Origin of the sequence: Anabaena catenula FACHB-362 (assembly GCF_014698735.1) — a bacterium.
GTDB lineage: Bacteria > Cyanobacteriota > Cyanobacteriia > Cyanobacteriales > Nostocaceae > Anabaena > Anabaena variabilis_A.
On sequence record NZ_JACJTQ010000040.1, the window covers coordinates 36,305 to 50,821 of the forward strand.

The following is a 14,517-nucleotide window of genomic DNA, read 5'->3' on the forward strand; positions in this document are numbered from 1 at the left end:
ACACTGTTATTACTCTTAGCGTTCCATGACACCTACTAAGGATTGCAGGTCAAAATCACGATCGCGTCCACTCAGACAAATACCAGAACTAACAACAGTCAAATCAGATTTAGCGATCGCACTACTATGACGAATACCATCCGCAGTAGTCCAATCAACAGTCCAATAATCACCGCGATCATGGAATTGAGTTAAAGTACCACCCCCCATTTGTAACGCCTTTCTCAATCGTCTTTCATCCTGTTGGGGTTGAGTAAAACCCTCAATTCTTTGACTTGTTAATTCATACACTGTGCGGATTTCTGGAGTAATGCCTTTGAACTGCAATTCCTGTGTCGGGGTAAATTTTTTCACAGCAGATTGCAGAGTATCCACAATTTCTGGATCAGTACGGCGATCAACTTCCTCAAACCAGCAGGATTGACCATCCCAACGAGCTATGATTTGCTCAAATACAACACCCTCAGTTACTAAATGTAATGCGATCGGCTTAACTACCTTCAACCGTTGACGCATATCTGCTTCATTCACAGGGTATGCTAACCAAGTTTGTTTTTGCAGTTGGTGTGCTAAACGCAGTCGGATTTGAGGAAAGTTTTGCAGGTATTCGGCAATTTGGGGTAAATCTGCCTCTTCTACCAGCTTTGCTGTCTTTTCATCCACAGCCTGAAAGATGCCCCAACCGACGAATTTACTGGGCTTTGGTGTGAAAGTGTAAACCATCCCGGCTACCCTTGTGCGGACTCGTCCACCTTTGACACAGGGCGCAAGGAATTGAGTTTCAGACAACTGTGCTTCTGCATTAGCTATTTGGTTGATTAGGTTAAATATGTTAGTCATAACTAATACCAATTATTCAAAATCAGCTACAGATGCAATCTAGAAATCAGCATAAAATCTAACTTTTTTAATTACGAATTAATTTAATTATTTCCTGCGTGCAAGTTGGTGGAGCATTGCGTGTTCTCAGTTACTAGAGGGACTCCGCTGGTGAGTTGTTACACACTCTTTAAAAGATGGCTGCTTTCAAGCCTACTTCCCAGGTTCTTCGCACTCCCCGTTCACACACGCCCACTGCATTTGACAGTGTTACTTTTCCTCTCGTACTAGTATGTAGGCTCACACGAGTTAGGTCACGCAAGAAATATATTACATTTATAATACAACAAAAATTTGCTATTTTCCAGAATATATTTTTGGATATTAGACAACCTCAAAAAGATAACGAGGCAATCCTGATTGGCGAATAATGGATTGCAATGTTCCAATCTTTAATTCTGCATAGTTAGGTACAGGTACGGTAACGGTTGTTTCTTCAGTTTTAAGTTGCATGATAATATGGCTACCACGTTGCCGTACTTCCACAAAGCCTTCTGTTGAAAGAATTTGGCAAACTTCTCGACCTGATAAAACTCTCAGTTTACCCAATTGCTACCTCCAATTGGGTCACGAAAACTTCTGTATGTAAGCGATTCTCTATTTCTGAAGGATCTGCTACTTCAAAGAATAGTTGCAACGCTTCCAGCAAATTATTTTTTGCCTCCTCTACCGAATTCCCCTGACTGGCAATGTCTAATTCTGGACATAAAGATACATAACCGTCATCTTCACGCTCAATAATTGCAGTAAATTGCTGAATTCGTTTCATAGTGCTTTCTTTTTTGCAGTGGGCAAGTTATTTAATTTTAGGGTAATTTATGGGGTAGCGCCCAATTACTTCATTAAGGAGAGTTAATATTGTAATACCCCCATAAATATTTTTTCGCTGTAAATGTATTCGTATTCTTGGTAATCGGAGTGATAGCTAATATGACCACCGAACAAATGCTGGATAAATGGCAAGCTTTAAATGCAGACGAACAAGAAAAAGTTTTAGCATTTATTGATTCACTTGAACGCCAAAAGCAGGAGATAAAATCTGGCTCTAAGTTAGGTAAAAAATTAAGACAAATTCGACAAGAAATTATTAGCTCTGGTCTTCCTTTATAATTTTGATACTGGATTAGTATCATAGAACTTTATGACCTATTTCATGTGGGTAATTTTACTAAAATTTCTGTAAACATAGTTGCCCATTCATTGTAGTGCGGAATTATTGTATCACTAAAATCTTTAAATATTCTTAGTTCTATTTGATCATTCGTTTTTATCAAAGGAAAACCAATCTGCATATAGACGTGATCTTCGGCATATCTCATGCTACGACCTGAATAAAATGCTAGTGAAGCTGACTGTAATTCTTCCGAGTCGTTTTGTGGAATAGCGTATGAGGTATGTGCAAATACTTTATTCCTTAGCTTAGTGTAATGCTTTATTTCTTTTAGACGTTTATTCAGGCTTTCTTCCGGCTCATTTGGAATCAGGTTGTTGTATTGAGTATTTTTAAGAGCTTCTAAAAATTTTATATAAGTTTTTTCAAGCATTTTATCTAAACCGCATATAGTCATTGTGTACGTACTAAATCTTGATAAAAAAGTTGACCTAAATTGATGAACCCATAGCAAAGCATCAGGTACTAAAGTTAAATTTTCATAATTGATAACACCATCCGAAGAAATACCGAATTCTTTTATCGCTTCTTTATATTTAAAATCTTGATAGCTTGTGTATTCCTCAACGTGTAAGTGATAAAGAATATCTTCTGAAGTTTGGATAGCATCTTTAAGATCAAGAAAAGTTAGTGGTTGTTCTATTGGTAGCAATGGAATGTTATATATTTGAACTTTAAATACTAATTCATCTATAGTTCTAGAGATTCTCATATAAAAAATCGCCTCAATTCGTTTGAATATTTTCTCTCAGGAGATTGAGTGCGTCAAGTATAAACATAACGCACCCATTTTACATTCTACTTATCCACCCTGACAGGCAAAGGCATATCCAAAATCTCCATCAGCAAATCCAGACGAGAAGGGCGCGTTAGGAGTGGGACAAGGTTCGGCAAACTGTAGTAGTCACCGGCGAAAGTGAAGGTATCTACAGGTGCTTGTTGCTGCTTCAATTGAGTTTCCACCCAGTTGTAATGACTACCCACACGGACAATCACCACATTCGGCATTACCCCCAACTCCCGGCAATAGCTCTTGTAAACCTCACCGAAGTAAGGAGTAGCATTTTCACCTTCATCCGTCACCACAATAATCTGGTCAACAACCTGCTTCTTCTTCCGCATTGCTTCCAATGCACAACCGATACTAGTACCACCACCTGCATTGATGTACTGGAAAGCACGTTCCCAGTCAGTCAACTCCTTACCCTTTGCTGTAACAGGATAGGGAATCGTGTCAAAGGCATAGACAAACAGTTCTGCCTGAGTGATACCAGAAATTAAAGCAGCGAGTTGCTTACCAACAGCGATCGCATTCTCCATTGAGCCAGACTTATCCACCAGTAGGGCAGTGGGACGAGCAATTGTCCCCCGTCGCTTTACCTGCTCATTAGTAACCTTGTCCAACCGAGCAACGGTGTCTGCGTCAAAATCTGCCGTATCTGCGGCAACCTGGGCTTTGAAGGCTGAGACACGCCCACTTTTAGACGCTTCCTCTAGCTTGGAGTCAATCAACTTCTTGACTTCTGGGTGATCCATTGCCCCTCTAGCTTGGAGAGACTTGAGGTTATTGATCACTTCTTGAGGACTCATACTGTTGATTAACGCCACCAATACAACAGGTGTGAGTTGTTTAATAGCACCAATAGCGATCGCATAAGGAATTTTGAACTCCACAATCAACCGTGCCTGTTCTGCCGCTTTTTCTGCCTTAGCAAGCTGCTTTAACACATCTGCTAAAGAACCCGTTGGCGGAGTATTGCGAAACAAAATTGCATTCGCTCGTTCATTGGGCTTGATGTGCAGGGAAGCATACAGGTGTTTCATTGCCTTACGACCCCGCAAAGCAGCGCGCTCAAATAAAGCCGGATTACTCTCCCGTGTCTTCAGATACAACCGCACCGCAGTTCTAGCCGAACGAGGCAACTTATTTTGTTGCTGCTTCATAAAATCCACCACACGAGCCACCTGATAGGGTGGAAACTCTTGCAGCATCACAAATCCAGCATCCCGGTGTTCAGTCAAATTGCTAGTGAGCAAATGAGCGAGAAATACTTCTTTATGGTCACGAACATCACCATAACGCTGATACCAAACAGCTAGATGTCCGTAAAATATAGGATCAAGTTCAACAATTAATTTATGAATTTCTGCGACTTGCTCAAGTTTGCGGTGAGGGGTAGTCAGCAAACTGTTGAGCATTTCTAAACGCAAGTCACGTTCTGCGGTATTGGTATTCATGGGAACCTCCTCTAAGAATTTTGGATTGCGGATTTGCGATTTTGGATTGCAATCGAAAACCCAAAATCTAAAATCCAAAATTGCCGGAGGCAGTGTTGCACGCGGGGTGATAGAGTCACCGCGCAAGTTGTGGAAGCATTGGGTTTAACTATTGCAGAGTTATGTAAGCTTCCACGATGAGGGCGCGGCAACAACTGCCAGTTTTGATGTATCGAAATTGCTGGTACTACTCTCTAAAAGTAGTAACTGCGTAAACTACCGTCATATCTGCCGCTATCTCGACAGCACTTTTTGAAAGCTGTAACCAGAACCACAAGGACAAAGGTCATTGTTACCAAGCTTTTCTTGTAGTTCCTTATCGCCATGAACAAAGCGATGCCTACGCCACGTTTAACGGCTTTTTCAGACGGGTAGCCATAACGACGTTTGCTAGATGGTTCAAAAGCAAAAATATTCAGGTTCTTGCTTCAGTTTGATGTTAAAAGATTTAATCTTATTCATCATTCTCACCTCCATGTGGAAATAAATAAAATCACCTCGTACAAGTTAAAAAAGCTGTTGATTCACACACGGGATTTGAACCCGTAATTGCTTGAGCCTAAATCAAGTGCCTGTTCCAATTCGGCTAGTATGTAAGCTTTCTCAGTTAGGGTACGAAGTGAAAATTCTAAGTTTTAGCAAGTTGATTGAAAATCAATCGAATTTCTTTCTTGCTACATTGCTGTTTTTTGACAGCATAAATTCTTTTTTTACCTCTAAAAGTTGCAGCAGAACGATGGATTTCACCTTGGATCACATCCGTTACATAATCAGTTAACGGGGGAAAATCTGCAAAGGTAATTAAATACCAAATATCGTTTATTTTTTGATATTGATGATAATTGTCAATGATGACAATATCGGTTTGTTCTGGTTGTTGATTCTGCTGTCGGTTTACTTTCTTAACTGCACAAAGAATTCCGGTTTCAGGATGGATGTAAAAACGGTTATCGTAACTCCCATCTAACCGAACTCGATTCCAGCGGTAAGACTTGCTATAAACCTGACCATCAATGATTTCTACATGGCGTTCAACGTAGTCCCACAGATGACCAATCACGTGCTGTCCTGCCATTGTGCTGGGATCTAATCTTTGACACAGTTCGCTGTAAATGTCGTTCCACGGCTGTCCAACTTTTGAGCGCAAAAACCGACGCAAAGGTCCCAGATGATCTGAAAGATATTTGGATTTATTTGTTGGTTTAATCAGGTAGGGATTGAATAATCCATCCTCAGTTGCTTCCTCGGTGATTTTGTGTAATTGTTTTTTAAAGCCAGTCACTTTTTTCAGACTGATTCTTCTACCACCACGAGGACGCTCAATCACAATTTCGCTCAAACGATGTTCGCTCATATCTCACGTTGTTTAAATACAAATGCAGTTGTAACGATTGGTTTTTGATTGCAAATGATTTAGCGAACATCATCGGATTTACCTCCATATACGTGATTCAGTTAAATACAATTTAAATAATGAGAATTCCGCACAAGTCAGCAAAGCGGTTTTCACAATTGCCTATACCAATTTGGCTACGCTCCCATTAGTGGAAGCGACAGGAATTGTACCTGCATATCCGTTGCCGGATGGTGTGTAGGCTTTACAAATTGGGGCGCAGAATTTTAAATGAATCCGTGCAAGTTCAAGAAACTTTTTACAGCTACGGTCGTTCTTACCAAATATTGGCAGTGGACACGCACGCTAAATCTGCGAGAGATTTAGTAATCATGCTTCGCTTGCTCGATTGCTCGAATTTTGCTACCTTAGAACCGTTATGAATGTGTATGTATGTTTCTTCTGTCAGGGCGCGGAATACTAAATACTTTAACCATAAACAGCTTCAGGACGGATGATTAAATCACCACTGGGACGACGATCAATTATGTAAGCAGAAAGGCGATCTCTTTTCACATCTAAATGTCGAGCAACCTGTTCCTTTACTGCCACATCATTCATCCCTGCTGTAATTCCCAGTTGTGTTTCTGTAACATCAACAGAACGTCCCTCAAATCGAATATGAACCATTGTCATCACCTCTTTTTTTAATTACAAATTGTTATTTATGGATCTGATCGGGATTGAACCGATACCCTCCCTGTGAGAGTTGCACTCACACCTCGTGTAAGTTGAAAAAGCTGTGATTACACCGCAGGACTTGAACCTGCAACCTATCATTTTCAAGATGATCGCTCTACCAATTGAGCAAGTATGTAAGCTTTTTCTGTCAGGACACAAGTGAATCCAGGAACTCTACCATTAGAGCTACAGACCCAATAAAAGCATGATTGCGTGGTTTTTGTTTTGCCTCTTGGGGAGGCGTTTTTGTTGATATTACATTTGTAATATAAATACTACTCGATGTCAAGAGCATACTACAAATTTTTGGGAAAGTTAGAGAACTGCACTATGAATTACGTAACATTCATCTTGTTTTTTGCGAGATACTCCATCTCATCTACTCCTTCAAAGAAGCAAGCTACAGCGTAGCCAGGTGGGGAAGTTGAAGAGGTTAAAATGTCTTTTATTTAACAATTAACTAATAAACCACATAAGTAAGTCAGCACTTTACACAAATTAATAAATCAGACAGATGGATCTGGAATACCCATTAAGGGTGACAATAAAAATCAGACAACACAAAACCAGACTTAACATGGGTTATGTCTTATTGATCATAGTGTAGAAATTATGCCTCTCTCACTCGTCCACGTTTCTCAATATCGCCAGGCCATCTCGGAACTATCCCCGGCTCAAGCTGAAATGAAGTTGATTACTTTGTGGTTGGATGGTAAGGCGGAGTCGTCGGTGCGTGCCTATCAGCGTTACGTTAAGCATTTCTTGCGGTTTTTGAGGAAACCTTTGCGCCACATTACTTATGAGGATTTGGTGGAGTACAGCACCCAGTTTTCCACACAATCTGCCAGCACTAGGCGCATTTATCTGGCAGCGGTGAAAAGTTTGATTAGTTTTGCTCACAAAATTGGTTATTTGCCCTTCAATGTGGGGATGGCTTTGAAATTGGGAGAAATACCCGATGCGATTAATGAACGCTATTTAGATGAGGCTGATATTAAGTTGATGGTACGGGCGGCAGCAGCGATGGTGGGTGATGCTAAAACTGCTAAACGGCAAGCGATCGCTCGACGCAATCTGTTAATTGTGAAATTGTTGTATCAGGCAGGCTTGCGCTCTCATGAGCTTTGCCAGTTAACTTGGGCGGAACTTCACGCTAGAGGTGATAGTGGGCAAGTATATGTGCGACAGGGTAAAGGTAACACGTCGCGCACTATTTTGCTGAAATCAAAGTTGTGGACAGAACTGATGGAATTTAAAGGGGATGCCTTGGCTACAGATGCTGTGTTTTCTAGTCAGAAGGGGGGACATCTAGAACGCCAGAATCTCCATCCAATTATCAAGGTGGTGGCAGCCGCAGCAGGTTTGAGTGATAAAGTCAGTTGTCACTGGTTGCGCCATGCTCATGGTTCACACGCAGCAGAAAGGGGGGTAAACCCGGCGCTGATTAAGGATACTTTAGGTCATAGCAATTTAGCTATCACTGACAGGTATCTTAAGGCTAGACCAAATGATAGTAGTGCTTTGAAATTAATGGATATTTAATAGGCAAGAAGATTGGTAGATTCGGGTGTACGCAATTTTTTAAGTGCAGAACTCAGTCCACTTTGGCTCTAGCTTGCATGGCGTTAAGCTGTTATGCTTCCGTTGGGGATAGACACAAATCAAACATGATTCCTATATTTTTGAAACCCTGTTTTAAATTCAACCGTTTATTTTGATATAACGGTGTGCAGTTGAGTGAGATACAAAATTTTTTCGCAATGATTTTAAAGTCAGAATTTCGGTTTTCTCATACAATCGAGAACTGCTGTAATTTCCTGATCTATCTCACTTTAAATTATACTAAGTAAGTCGGCTCGAAAAAACCGTAGACGCGAAGCGGCTTCTCGAAGAGTAGCAAGTACGAAAAGGTAAAATCCCTGAAAGTCTCTTCCCTCTTGCATGAGTGCCTTCCCATAACGACAATTTTCAACGCCAACCTACTTAAACTTTGACCGAGCTATCTTTGGTATTTAGTACTACTGATAATCAAAAAAAGCAGAAAAATTGGTGCAATTTTCTCCCAACGATATTTGATAAAGCTTACTTCCCCGTCTAATGTTATGAATCAAGATGAATCGAAACTTCCTAGTTCTCATGATCTAGAGAAACTTAGTCCGCCTATTTTACTGGAAATTCAAGATAATATTAAACAAGTTATCCGTGATAAATTAAATCAGTATTTTCTATCTAATCCGACATTATCTGCAACTGAAACATCAGATAATTCTGAATTATTTGAAGCCATCTTTAATGAAGTATTATATAGTACGATATCTTCAATACTTTCCGCAAAATATAAAGTTGATGAAAATACCATCCAAAATTACTATAATATAATAAATCACAATCTTCAAGGCTATAGAGACAGCCAACAAAATTCATTATTTAAATCACAGCCATTTGAGGCGATTCCTACAGCAGCACTTATGCTTTCAAGTATTAATTCTCAAATTAAAAAACAAGAGTCATGGCAAAAAAATGAAGAGGGGATAGCAGTGGCGCAACACAGAGCTAAAGGTAATCCCCAAAATTATATTGAGCATTATATTAGTACCCCCGGTGATGTCACATTACTTCCTTGGAATGAAGCCCAACAGATTATTGATAAATTTGGGTTTAATAGTGTTAAATTACACTTAATATTTGCTGCTTATACAATGGAGCAGGAGAAACCTTGGGACAGCTTATTTACGATTAAAGGTAGTGAGTTAATTGAAAAAATAGGCTGGGATAAGCGCACTGATTTACCCAAACATCAAAAACTTCTAGAAATAGCAAAAACCGCGTTTGCATTGGATTGTTTGTTAGTTAAAACAGTATGGATAGAAGGGAGAAATAGAAAAGGTGGTATAAATGCTAGTACACCTGTTGGTCGGATGTGGAACATCACGATTGTCCCCTATGGTCAGGTAAATTTATCTGGGAAGATAGAAGAGCCTGATGAAGTGCAGATCATTGTTCAACCAGGTGCTTGGACTAAATACTTTTTAAACCGAGCGGGAGCAGAATCGCGGTCAGCTTTATATCAGTTTGGCTACTTAGCTCAACAAGTCTTAGAAATTGATCCTTATCACGAAGAACTCACATTAAGGTTGGCTATATATTTGACATTGGATAGCCGGGTTCGTCTTGATGGTAACTATAGGGTACAGGAGCTAATAGAAATTGCTTTGCCCAAAACAGAACTAGATAAAGCTTTATGCGATCGCTTGAAAGCTTTCAGGCTGAAGGAACGCTGGGATAATGCTTTACAGCACTTGCTCAACAAGCTGAATTGGCAAATTGTATTTGACCCAAAAACATACCCTGAATCGCTCAGACCAGAGTATACACAGAAACAGCCTAAAGGCTACTTTCAAAAATTACTGGATGCCAAGCTGACCATCAAACCTCCACATCCTATTCCTGAGCTAATAGCATCCAAGGTTAAGCCAAAAGTAGAACGATTACAGCCCAAAACCAAGGAGACAACGCCAGAAGATATTAAATTGACTGGCAGCCAAGTGAGAGAAGCGCGGATTGCTAAAGGCTGGCCACAGACTAAATTAGCTAGTTTATTGAATGTATCCCAAAAGTTTATCTCATTAGTTGAACGAGGCGATCGCCCACTAAGTCCGCAACAATCCGCCTATATCCGTATCCTATTAGATATCAAAATATGAACTACCTACAGCTTTAAGCGGCTAGTTGGGATTGAGGATCGCTGTACTATTTTTTGTTCTATTTTGGTTCCAGAACAAAATTTTGTTCTGGAGAAAAAAGTTGGAAAAATAGGCTTATAATCCTTATTGTATATGGCTTTGAGCGTTAGAACAAAAATTATAGTATCCTGTAACAAAAACTCTAGTATCCCGTAACAAACTGGGGCTAGAACCATTGCTAAATAAGGGTTTTTTTCTGCGGAGAAGATAGATCCGTTTTCAACCACTGTTCTTGCCAATGTGGCATAATCTATAAATATTTACTTATGCGACTGTCTCTGACTGGAAAAATCCCCTTTTTGATGTGAAATATGGGGGATTTAGCAGCGTCCGTGGCAGTTTCAGAGGGTGACAACAAAAAGACTGCATTTACTAAGGAATTTTGTGTATGGATTTAAAAATAGAACTGTTGGGTTTATTCAATCAATCAGTCTTTGTCATGGGAATGTTACAAAGCCAAAAAAAAAGCTGGGTAGCCCGCTAGTTGCTTGGTTGTGGTAACAGGCCAGTCACAAGTCTAGAATTGAAAGACTCAAGAGGCCAGAATTAGATCACCAAAGACCGCAAGACGATTTCCAGTCGTCTCAACAACCGGGGAGCTATCCAACTCCTCACAAAAAATCTTTGATCTCAATTCTAGACCATGAGTTGCCTGTTTACCAACAACCAGGCATTAAACCAAGATAGTAAAAATCTGCGAATGGCTCTTAACCCCTTATATGAAAGACTTCTGGGAATTTCTGATGACAGCAGAATTCATGTATTTGCACTACACTCTTGTTTCTCTATTTCCTTCTGGCTTTGCGCCTGGAGCCTGAGAAAAAATGTGGTTCATTTACCTGAAAATAGCTGTAAATTGCTAACAGCAACAAAAATCAGGCTTTTCAGACCATTCAAGGCAAAAACAGCTTTTTACATCCACAAAGGTTAAATGCCAACTAGCGGCTACCCGATGAACAAACACAAAACATCGAGGCAAGCCAGTCATGTATCTACCAAACAAACCCGAACAAAACCGTAAATCAAAACGCCGGAAAAATTCCCTAACCAGAATAGAACCCCACCAACCAGCCTCAGAAATAGGGAAACGGTACGTCACATATTTTTGGCATCCTTGGAGCGCCATAGTTGCCCCAGCCAACAACTTCCTGAGCAAACCAGCTTGGAGAACAATAGACCATTACCTCCAGCCCTCCCAACTGTGGAAAGACCATCAAAACAGCGACAAACTAATAGGCATCCGCTTTAGTTCATATACCCGTTACGCCACAATAGACATAGACACAGGCAGCGACTACCATAACCTAGCAGCCTATCAAACCATCAAAGCCGCCCTAGAAGACATAGGCATAATCAGCCTAGTACCCATCCAATCAAGTTATAGCGGCGGCTACCACCTCATCATCCCTTTTACCGCCAAAATACCCACCTTTAACCTAGCCTGCGCCCTAGAACAAACCCTCAAAGATACAGGCTTCAACATCCGTCCTGGACACATAGAAATATTCCCCAACCCCAAACCCTGGGGAAAAGACAGCATCACCAACTACAACGCCATCCGCTGCCCCATGCAGCCCGATAGCGGCGCATTTCTCCTAGACGACGACCTACAACCAATCAGCGACTCAGTAGCCACCTTTCTTGATCACTGTGATCATGCAGCCCGTCGTCAAGACCTAAGCAAACTCAGATACGCCTGCAAAAAAGCCAGAAAGCGACATACAAAAGAACAATATCGTCAAAAAGCCAGCATCAAAATCGAAGAATGGCAAAGTAACTGGGAAGAAATCATCGCCACAGGATGGACAGGAATTGGACAAACAAACATCCTCCTGCAAATCATCGTCGGCTACGGCATCGTCTTTTTAGACCTACAAGACGAAAACCTGATTGAATACGCCGTAGAAACCGCTAGAAACGCTCCAGGATACACACAGTATTGTCAACACCAACAACGCATCGAAGCCAGAGTCAGAGACTGGGTCAAATGCACAATCAGACACCAATGGTATACCCCCTACGCCAGCTATCCCAACCGCCCACTCTTGACATACATCAACACCTTTGCCCTAGCCATAGCAGATATTAGAGAAATAAAAAAACAACAAAACCAAGACAACCTACTCCCCTTTGAAAAACCAAAAAGCTCAAACCAGCAACGCAGCGAGCAAACGCAAAAGCGTATTATGAGTATAGTACAAACATTAGAAATACAACAAAGAATACAGAAAAACAGAAGTACAGAAATACAGAATACCTTGCCAGTACAAACAGAATTAAACACAGAAACAGAACTAATAGAACCAGGATTAAGTGAAATAGTAACTGAAAGAAGCAAACAAATAAGTGCAGAATACAAAATTCTGTACAACAAAACCCTGAGTCAAAACACACTATACAAATATAAGCACTTATGGCATCCCCAATGGTACATACCAGACCCTTGGACAGAAAACAGCACCGCAGATAAAAGCGTCGAAACAAACAAAAACCAACAAAATAGAAATCAAATAAACAGCATTAACCCATCAGATAACATCCTGGGTAGAAACATAAATCTAGGAAACAGCACAGAGCCAAAAAATAGCGCAAACCCTTACCCAGAAAGAGATTACACACACTTTGACTCAGAAACACCAACGTGGAAAAAACAACAAACCCAAAACCCTTACTCAGAAAGAGATTACACACACTTTTCTTATATGAAGGTTTTATGCTTACCGCCAGCGGCGACAGACCTTTACGGTCTGGAAGCCGTACAGGTAAATGAACAAAGGCAGGAAAATCAGCATTGTGATCTGGATAGAGAGAGGAGTGACAACGAATCAGAAATAACTCAGCTGTTAGAAAATCAGGAACTTATAAATTCTGTTAATGGTTCTGAAACTGATTTAAATCAATCCAACAATCAATTAGAGACAACAGTTTCAACGATTGGGTTGCAATTAAATCAAGCTTCTTATTATCAGGATTTATTATTGTCTTTGCTCGGCGGCGAGTCGCCAAAAAGCGATAATCAAAACTTATCAATGGCGGGTAATGACGGACTGGGTGTAGTTGAACCGAAGAAGCCGGGGGTAGAAGAAACGGCAGAAGATTCACTCTACAGTGCCAATAATGGGCAGGAAAGTGGCTTGATTGATGATTTGAGTGCTGATGATGACTCAAGGATTGAGGAACTCAAGCGGGTGACAAAACTGCGGCTAATGGCAGTAGTTCATGCCCAGAAAAAGGTGCGGGAATACGGAGTGATTTCCAGGCGGCTCATTTGTGGTCAAGAGCGCCTACACTTGGAGATGACCTTCCGAATGCAATTTTACCTTGATTCGGGTCATGAAGTGCTAGTCGCAGAAGCTACTGCATGGGCAGCAGCGAATCCTTGCGATCGCTCAGGCAGATGGGGTTAGTGAGCCGAGATCGGCACAGTCTAGCCTCAAACGCCACAGACAGTCAGAGCAGAAATCAGAATTGGAGAAGTAATCGTTTCAGCCTTAGCGTAACTTTCTGTGTGGGATTGCTCATTTCACCCCGTTAGCCGACTAAATCTCCTCCACAGACACAGCGAGAGTTTCCGTTAGCACATACATCATGATTAGTTGCACAGCGATAACAGTAAACGTTTTGACAATCAATACAAATTGATAGATTTTCTAATTTGTATGTTTCAGCACAAAAATTGCAATAGTCTCTAACACGCAGCATTTTTTCATAATTAAGATCGCCAATTGCTTTTCTATTAGCTGCTGCAAACTCTGCTATGTCTGCACTATACCCTTCTTTTTTCCCCCCCTGACTATGACACCACAGATAAACAAGCATACGGTCGTAATCTTTAGAAAACAGATATGCTTCGTCTTTGCCATTATCTTGCCAATGCTTTGCTGCTAATTTAATCCGTTCTCGAAAATTTGGCACGATATTCTCCTATTTGTACTGTTTGTTACCCCCTAGATTACTAGACAGACATATTAATATTGTAGGCATCTGATGCGAATGACGAAAATATAGGAATCCGGTTTGATTCGTGAATTTATTTGCGTGGGGAGGGAACAGAAAAATCATTTGTGTAATTAATCCTGTCCCATTACTTAACAATTTCCATAAACAAGAATTATATTTTAACTTTCATAATTAGCGACAATTCCTTGACCTATTTCCTTTATCCTTTCTACTAATTTCTGTGGTGTTACTACCTTCACACCTCCACCAAACCCAACAATCCATCTCCACAAATCAAAATCATCTAATGTCCATTTAGGAAATATTAGACATCTCCGGAAATAGCTAAAGTGTTACTGCCACTGCTTTTAAAAGTGAGATGCCCCAATGCAAAGGTAGCTGGCTGGTACGCTAAAATAAGCGTTAGAGATGCC

General features: G+C 40.6%; 13 protein-coding genes, 2 tRNA genes, 1 pseudogene and 1 other annotated feature. Of the genes and pseudogenes, 4 read left to right on the forward strand and 12 right to left on the reverse strand.

Going from position 1 to position 14,517, the window contains the following annotated elements; translation table 11 throughout:
• Window positions 1-15 precede the first annotated feature (15 nt).
• From H6G68_RS20880 to H6G68_RS20890, 3 genes are all read right to left on the reverse strand, one after another.
• Window positions 16-840: a hypothetical protein gene (locus H6G68_RS20880; protein WP_190908359.1), complete on the reverse strand. Its 825-nt coding sequence runs from the start codon at window positions 838-840 to the stop codon at window positions 16-18.
• A gap of 147 nt (window positions 841-987) precedes the next feature.
• Window positions 988-1,043, reverse strand: a sequence feature (23S ribosomal RNA rRNA prediction is too short).
• A gap of 160 nt (window positions 1,044-1,203) precedes the next feature.
• Window positions 1,204-1,428, reverse strand: a complete 225-nt coding sequence (locus H6G68_RS20885; protein WP_190908360.1) for a type II toxin-antitoxin system HicA family toxin — start codon at window positions 1,426-1,428, stop codon at window positions 1,204-1,206.
• Window positions 1,421-1,648 (reverse strand): type II toxin-antitoxin system HicB family antitoxin, encoded by a 228-nt coding sequence (locus H6G68_RS20890; RefSeq protein ID WP_190908361.1) that lies wholly within the window; start codon window positions 1,646-1,648, stop codon window positions 1,421-1,423. Before H6G68_RS20890 ends, H6G68_RS20885 begins: the two co-directional genes overlap by 8 nt.
• Window positions 1,649-1,809: 161 nt before the next feature.
• On the opposite strand from H6G68_RS20890, the gene H6G68_RS20895 reads away from it, so the two are divergent.
• Entirely contained in the window at window positions 1,810-1,989 is a 180-nt protein-coding gene (locus H6G68_RS20895) for a hypothetical protein (protein WP_190908362.1), read from the forward strand.
• A 41-nt stretch (window positions 1,990-2,030) separates the two neighbouring features.
• Here H6G68_RS20895 and H6G68_RS20900 read toward each other — a convergent pair whose 3' ends face one another.
• From H6G68_RS20900 to H6G68_RS20930, 7 genes and pseudogenes are all read right to left on the reverse strand, one after another.
• A complete protein-coding gene (locus H6G68_RS20900; protein WP_190908363.1) occupies window positions 2,031-2,762 on the reverse strand; it encodes a hypothetical protein in 732 nt (243 codons plus the stop codon).
• An 86-nt stretch (window positions 2,763-2,848) separates the two neighbouring features.
• Window positions 2,849-4,288: a vWA domain-containing protein gene (locus H6G68_RS20905; protein WP_190908364.1), complete on the reverse strand. Its 1,440-nt coding sequence runs from the start codon at window positions 4,286-4,288 to the stop codon at window positions 2,849-2,851.
• Between the two features lie 273 nt (window positions 4,289-4,561).
• Window positions 4,562-4,618, reverse strand: a pseudogene (locus H6G68_RS27930) (SEC-C metal-binding domain-containing protein); the annotation flags it as partial.
• Window positions 4,619-4,852: 234 nt separating this feature from the next.
• Window positions 4,853-4,923, reverse strand: a tRNA-Leu gene (locus H6G68_RS20915).
• A gap of 32 nt (window positions 4,924-4,955) precedes the next feature.
• Window positions 4,956-5,681 (reverse strand): hypothetical protein, encoded by a 726-nt coding sequence (locus H6G68_RS20920; RefSeq protein WP_190908365.1) that lies wholly within the window; start codon window positions 5,679-5,681, stop codon window positions 4,956-4,958.
• A gap of 468 nt (window positions 5,682-6,149) precedes the next feature.
• A complete protein-coding gene (locus H6G68_RS20925) occupies window positions 6,150-6,350 on the reverse strand; it encodes a hypothetical protein (protein ID WP_190908366.1) in 201 nt (66 codons plus the stop codon).
• 115 nt (window positions 6,351-6,465) lie between these two features.
• Window positions 6,466-6,539, reverse strand: a tRNA-Ser gene (locus H6G68_RS20930).
• Window positions 6,540-7,013: 474 nt separating this feature from the next.
• On the opposite strand from H6G68_RS20930, the gene H6G68_RS20935 reads away from it, so the two are divergent.
• The 3 genes from H6G68_RS20935 (at window position 7,014) to H6G68_RS20945 (ending at window position 13,551) form a co-directional block, all read left to right on the forward strand.
• Entirely contained in the window at window positions 7,014-7,943 is a 930-nt protein-coding gene (locus H6G68_RS20935) for a tyrosine-type recombinase/integrase (RefSeq protein ID WP_190908367.1), read from the forward strand.
• A gap of 560 nt (window positions 7,944-8,503) precedes the next feature.
• On the forward strand, window positions 8,504-10,105 hold the full coding sequence (locus H6G68_RS20940) for a helix-turn-helix domain-containing protein (RefSeq protein ID WP_190908368.1): 1,602 nt from the start codon (window positions 8,504-8,506) through the stop codon (window positions 10,103-10,105).
• A 1,025-nt stretch (window positions 10,106-11,130) separates the two neighbouring features.
• A complete protein-coding gene (locus H6G68_RS20945) occupies window positions 11,131-13,551 on the forward strand; it encodes a hypothetical protein (protein WP_190908369.1) in 2,421 nt (806 codons plus the stop codon).
• 124 nt (window positions 13,552-13,675) lie between these two features.
• On the opposite strand, the gene H6G68_RS20950 is transcribed toward H6G68_RS20945, so the two are convergent.
• Both H6G68_RS20950 and H6G68_RS27975 read right to left on the reverse strand, forming a co-directional pair.
• Window positions 13,676-14,059 carry a hypothetical protein gene (locus H6G68_RS20950; protein WP_190908370.1) on the reverse strand — a complete coding sequence of 128 codons (384 nt, stop codon included), beginning with the start codon at window positions 14,057-14,059 and terminating at the stop codon, window positions 13,676-13,678.
• A gap of 203 nt (window positions 14,060-14,262) precedes the next feature.
• Window positions 14,263-14,376: a WCX domain-containing protein gene (locus H6G68_RS27975; RefSeq protein ID WP_242045345.1), complete on the reverse strand. Its 114-nt coding sequence runs from the start codon at window positions 14,374-14,376 to the stop codon at window positions 14,263-14,265.
• Window positions 14,377-14,517 lie beyond the last annotated feature (141 nt).

Coding starts and splice junctions, on each gene's coding strand:
- H6G68_RS20880 (WP_190908359.1), bottom strand. CDS start 840: ATGACTAACATATTTAACCTAATCAACCAAATAGCTAATGCAGAAGCA.
- H6G68_RS20890 (WP_190908361.1), bottom strand. CDS start 1,648: ATGAAACGAATTCAGCAATTTACTGCAATTATTGAGCGTGAAGATGAC.
- H6G68_RS20895 (WP_190908362.1), top strand. CDS start 1,810: ATGACCACCGAACAAATGCTGGATAAATGGCAAGCTTTAAATGCAGAC.
- H6G68_RS20900 (WP_190908363.1), bottom strand. CDS start 2,762: ATGAGAATCTCTAGAACTATAGATGAATTAGTATTTAAAGTTCAAATA.
- H6G68_RS20905 (WP_190908364.1), bottom strand. CDS start 4,288: ATGAATACCAATACCGCAGAACGTGACTTGCGTTTAGAAATGCTCAAC.
- H6G68_RS20920 (WP_190908365.1), bottom strand. CDS start 5,681: ATGAGCGAACATCGTTTGAGCGAAATTGTGATTGAGCGTCCTCGTGGT.
- H6G68_RS20925 (WP_190908366.1), bottom strand. CDS start 6,350: ATGGTTCATATTCGATTTGAGGGACGTTCTGTTGATGTTACAGAAACA.
- H6G68_RS20935 (WP_190908367.1), top strand. CDS start 7,014: ATGCCTCTCTCACTCGTCCACGTTTCTCAATATCGCCAGGCCATCTCG.
- H6G68_RS20940 (WP_190908368.1), top strand. CDS start 8,504: ATGAATCAAGATGAATCGAAACTTCCTAGTTCTCATGATCTAGAGAAA.
- H6G68_RS20945 (WP_190908369.1), top strand. CDS start 11,131: ATGTATCTACCAAACAAACCCGAACAAAACCGTAAATCAAAACGCCGG.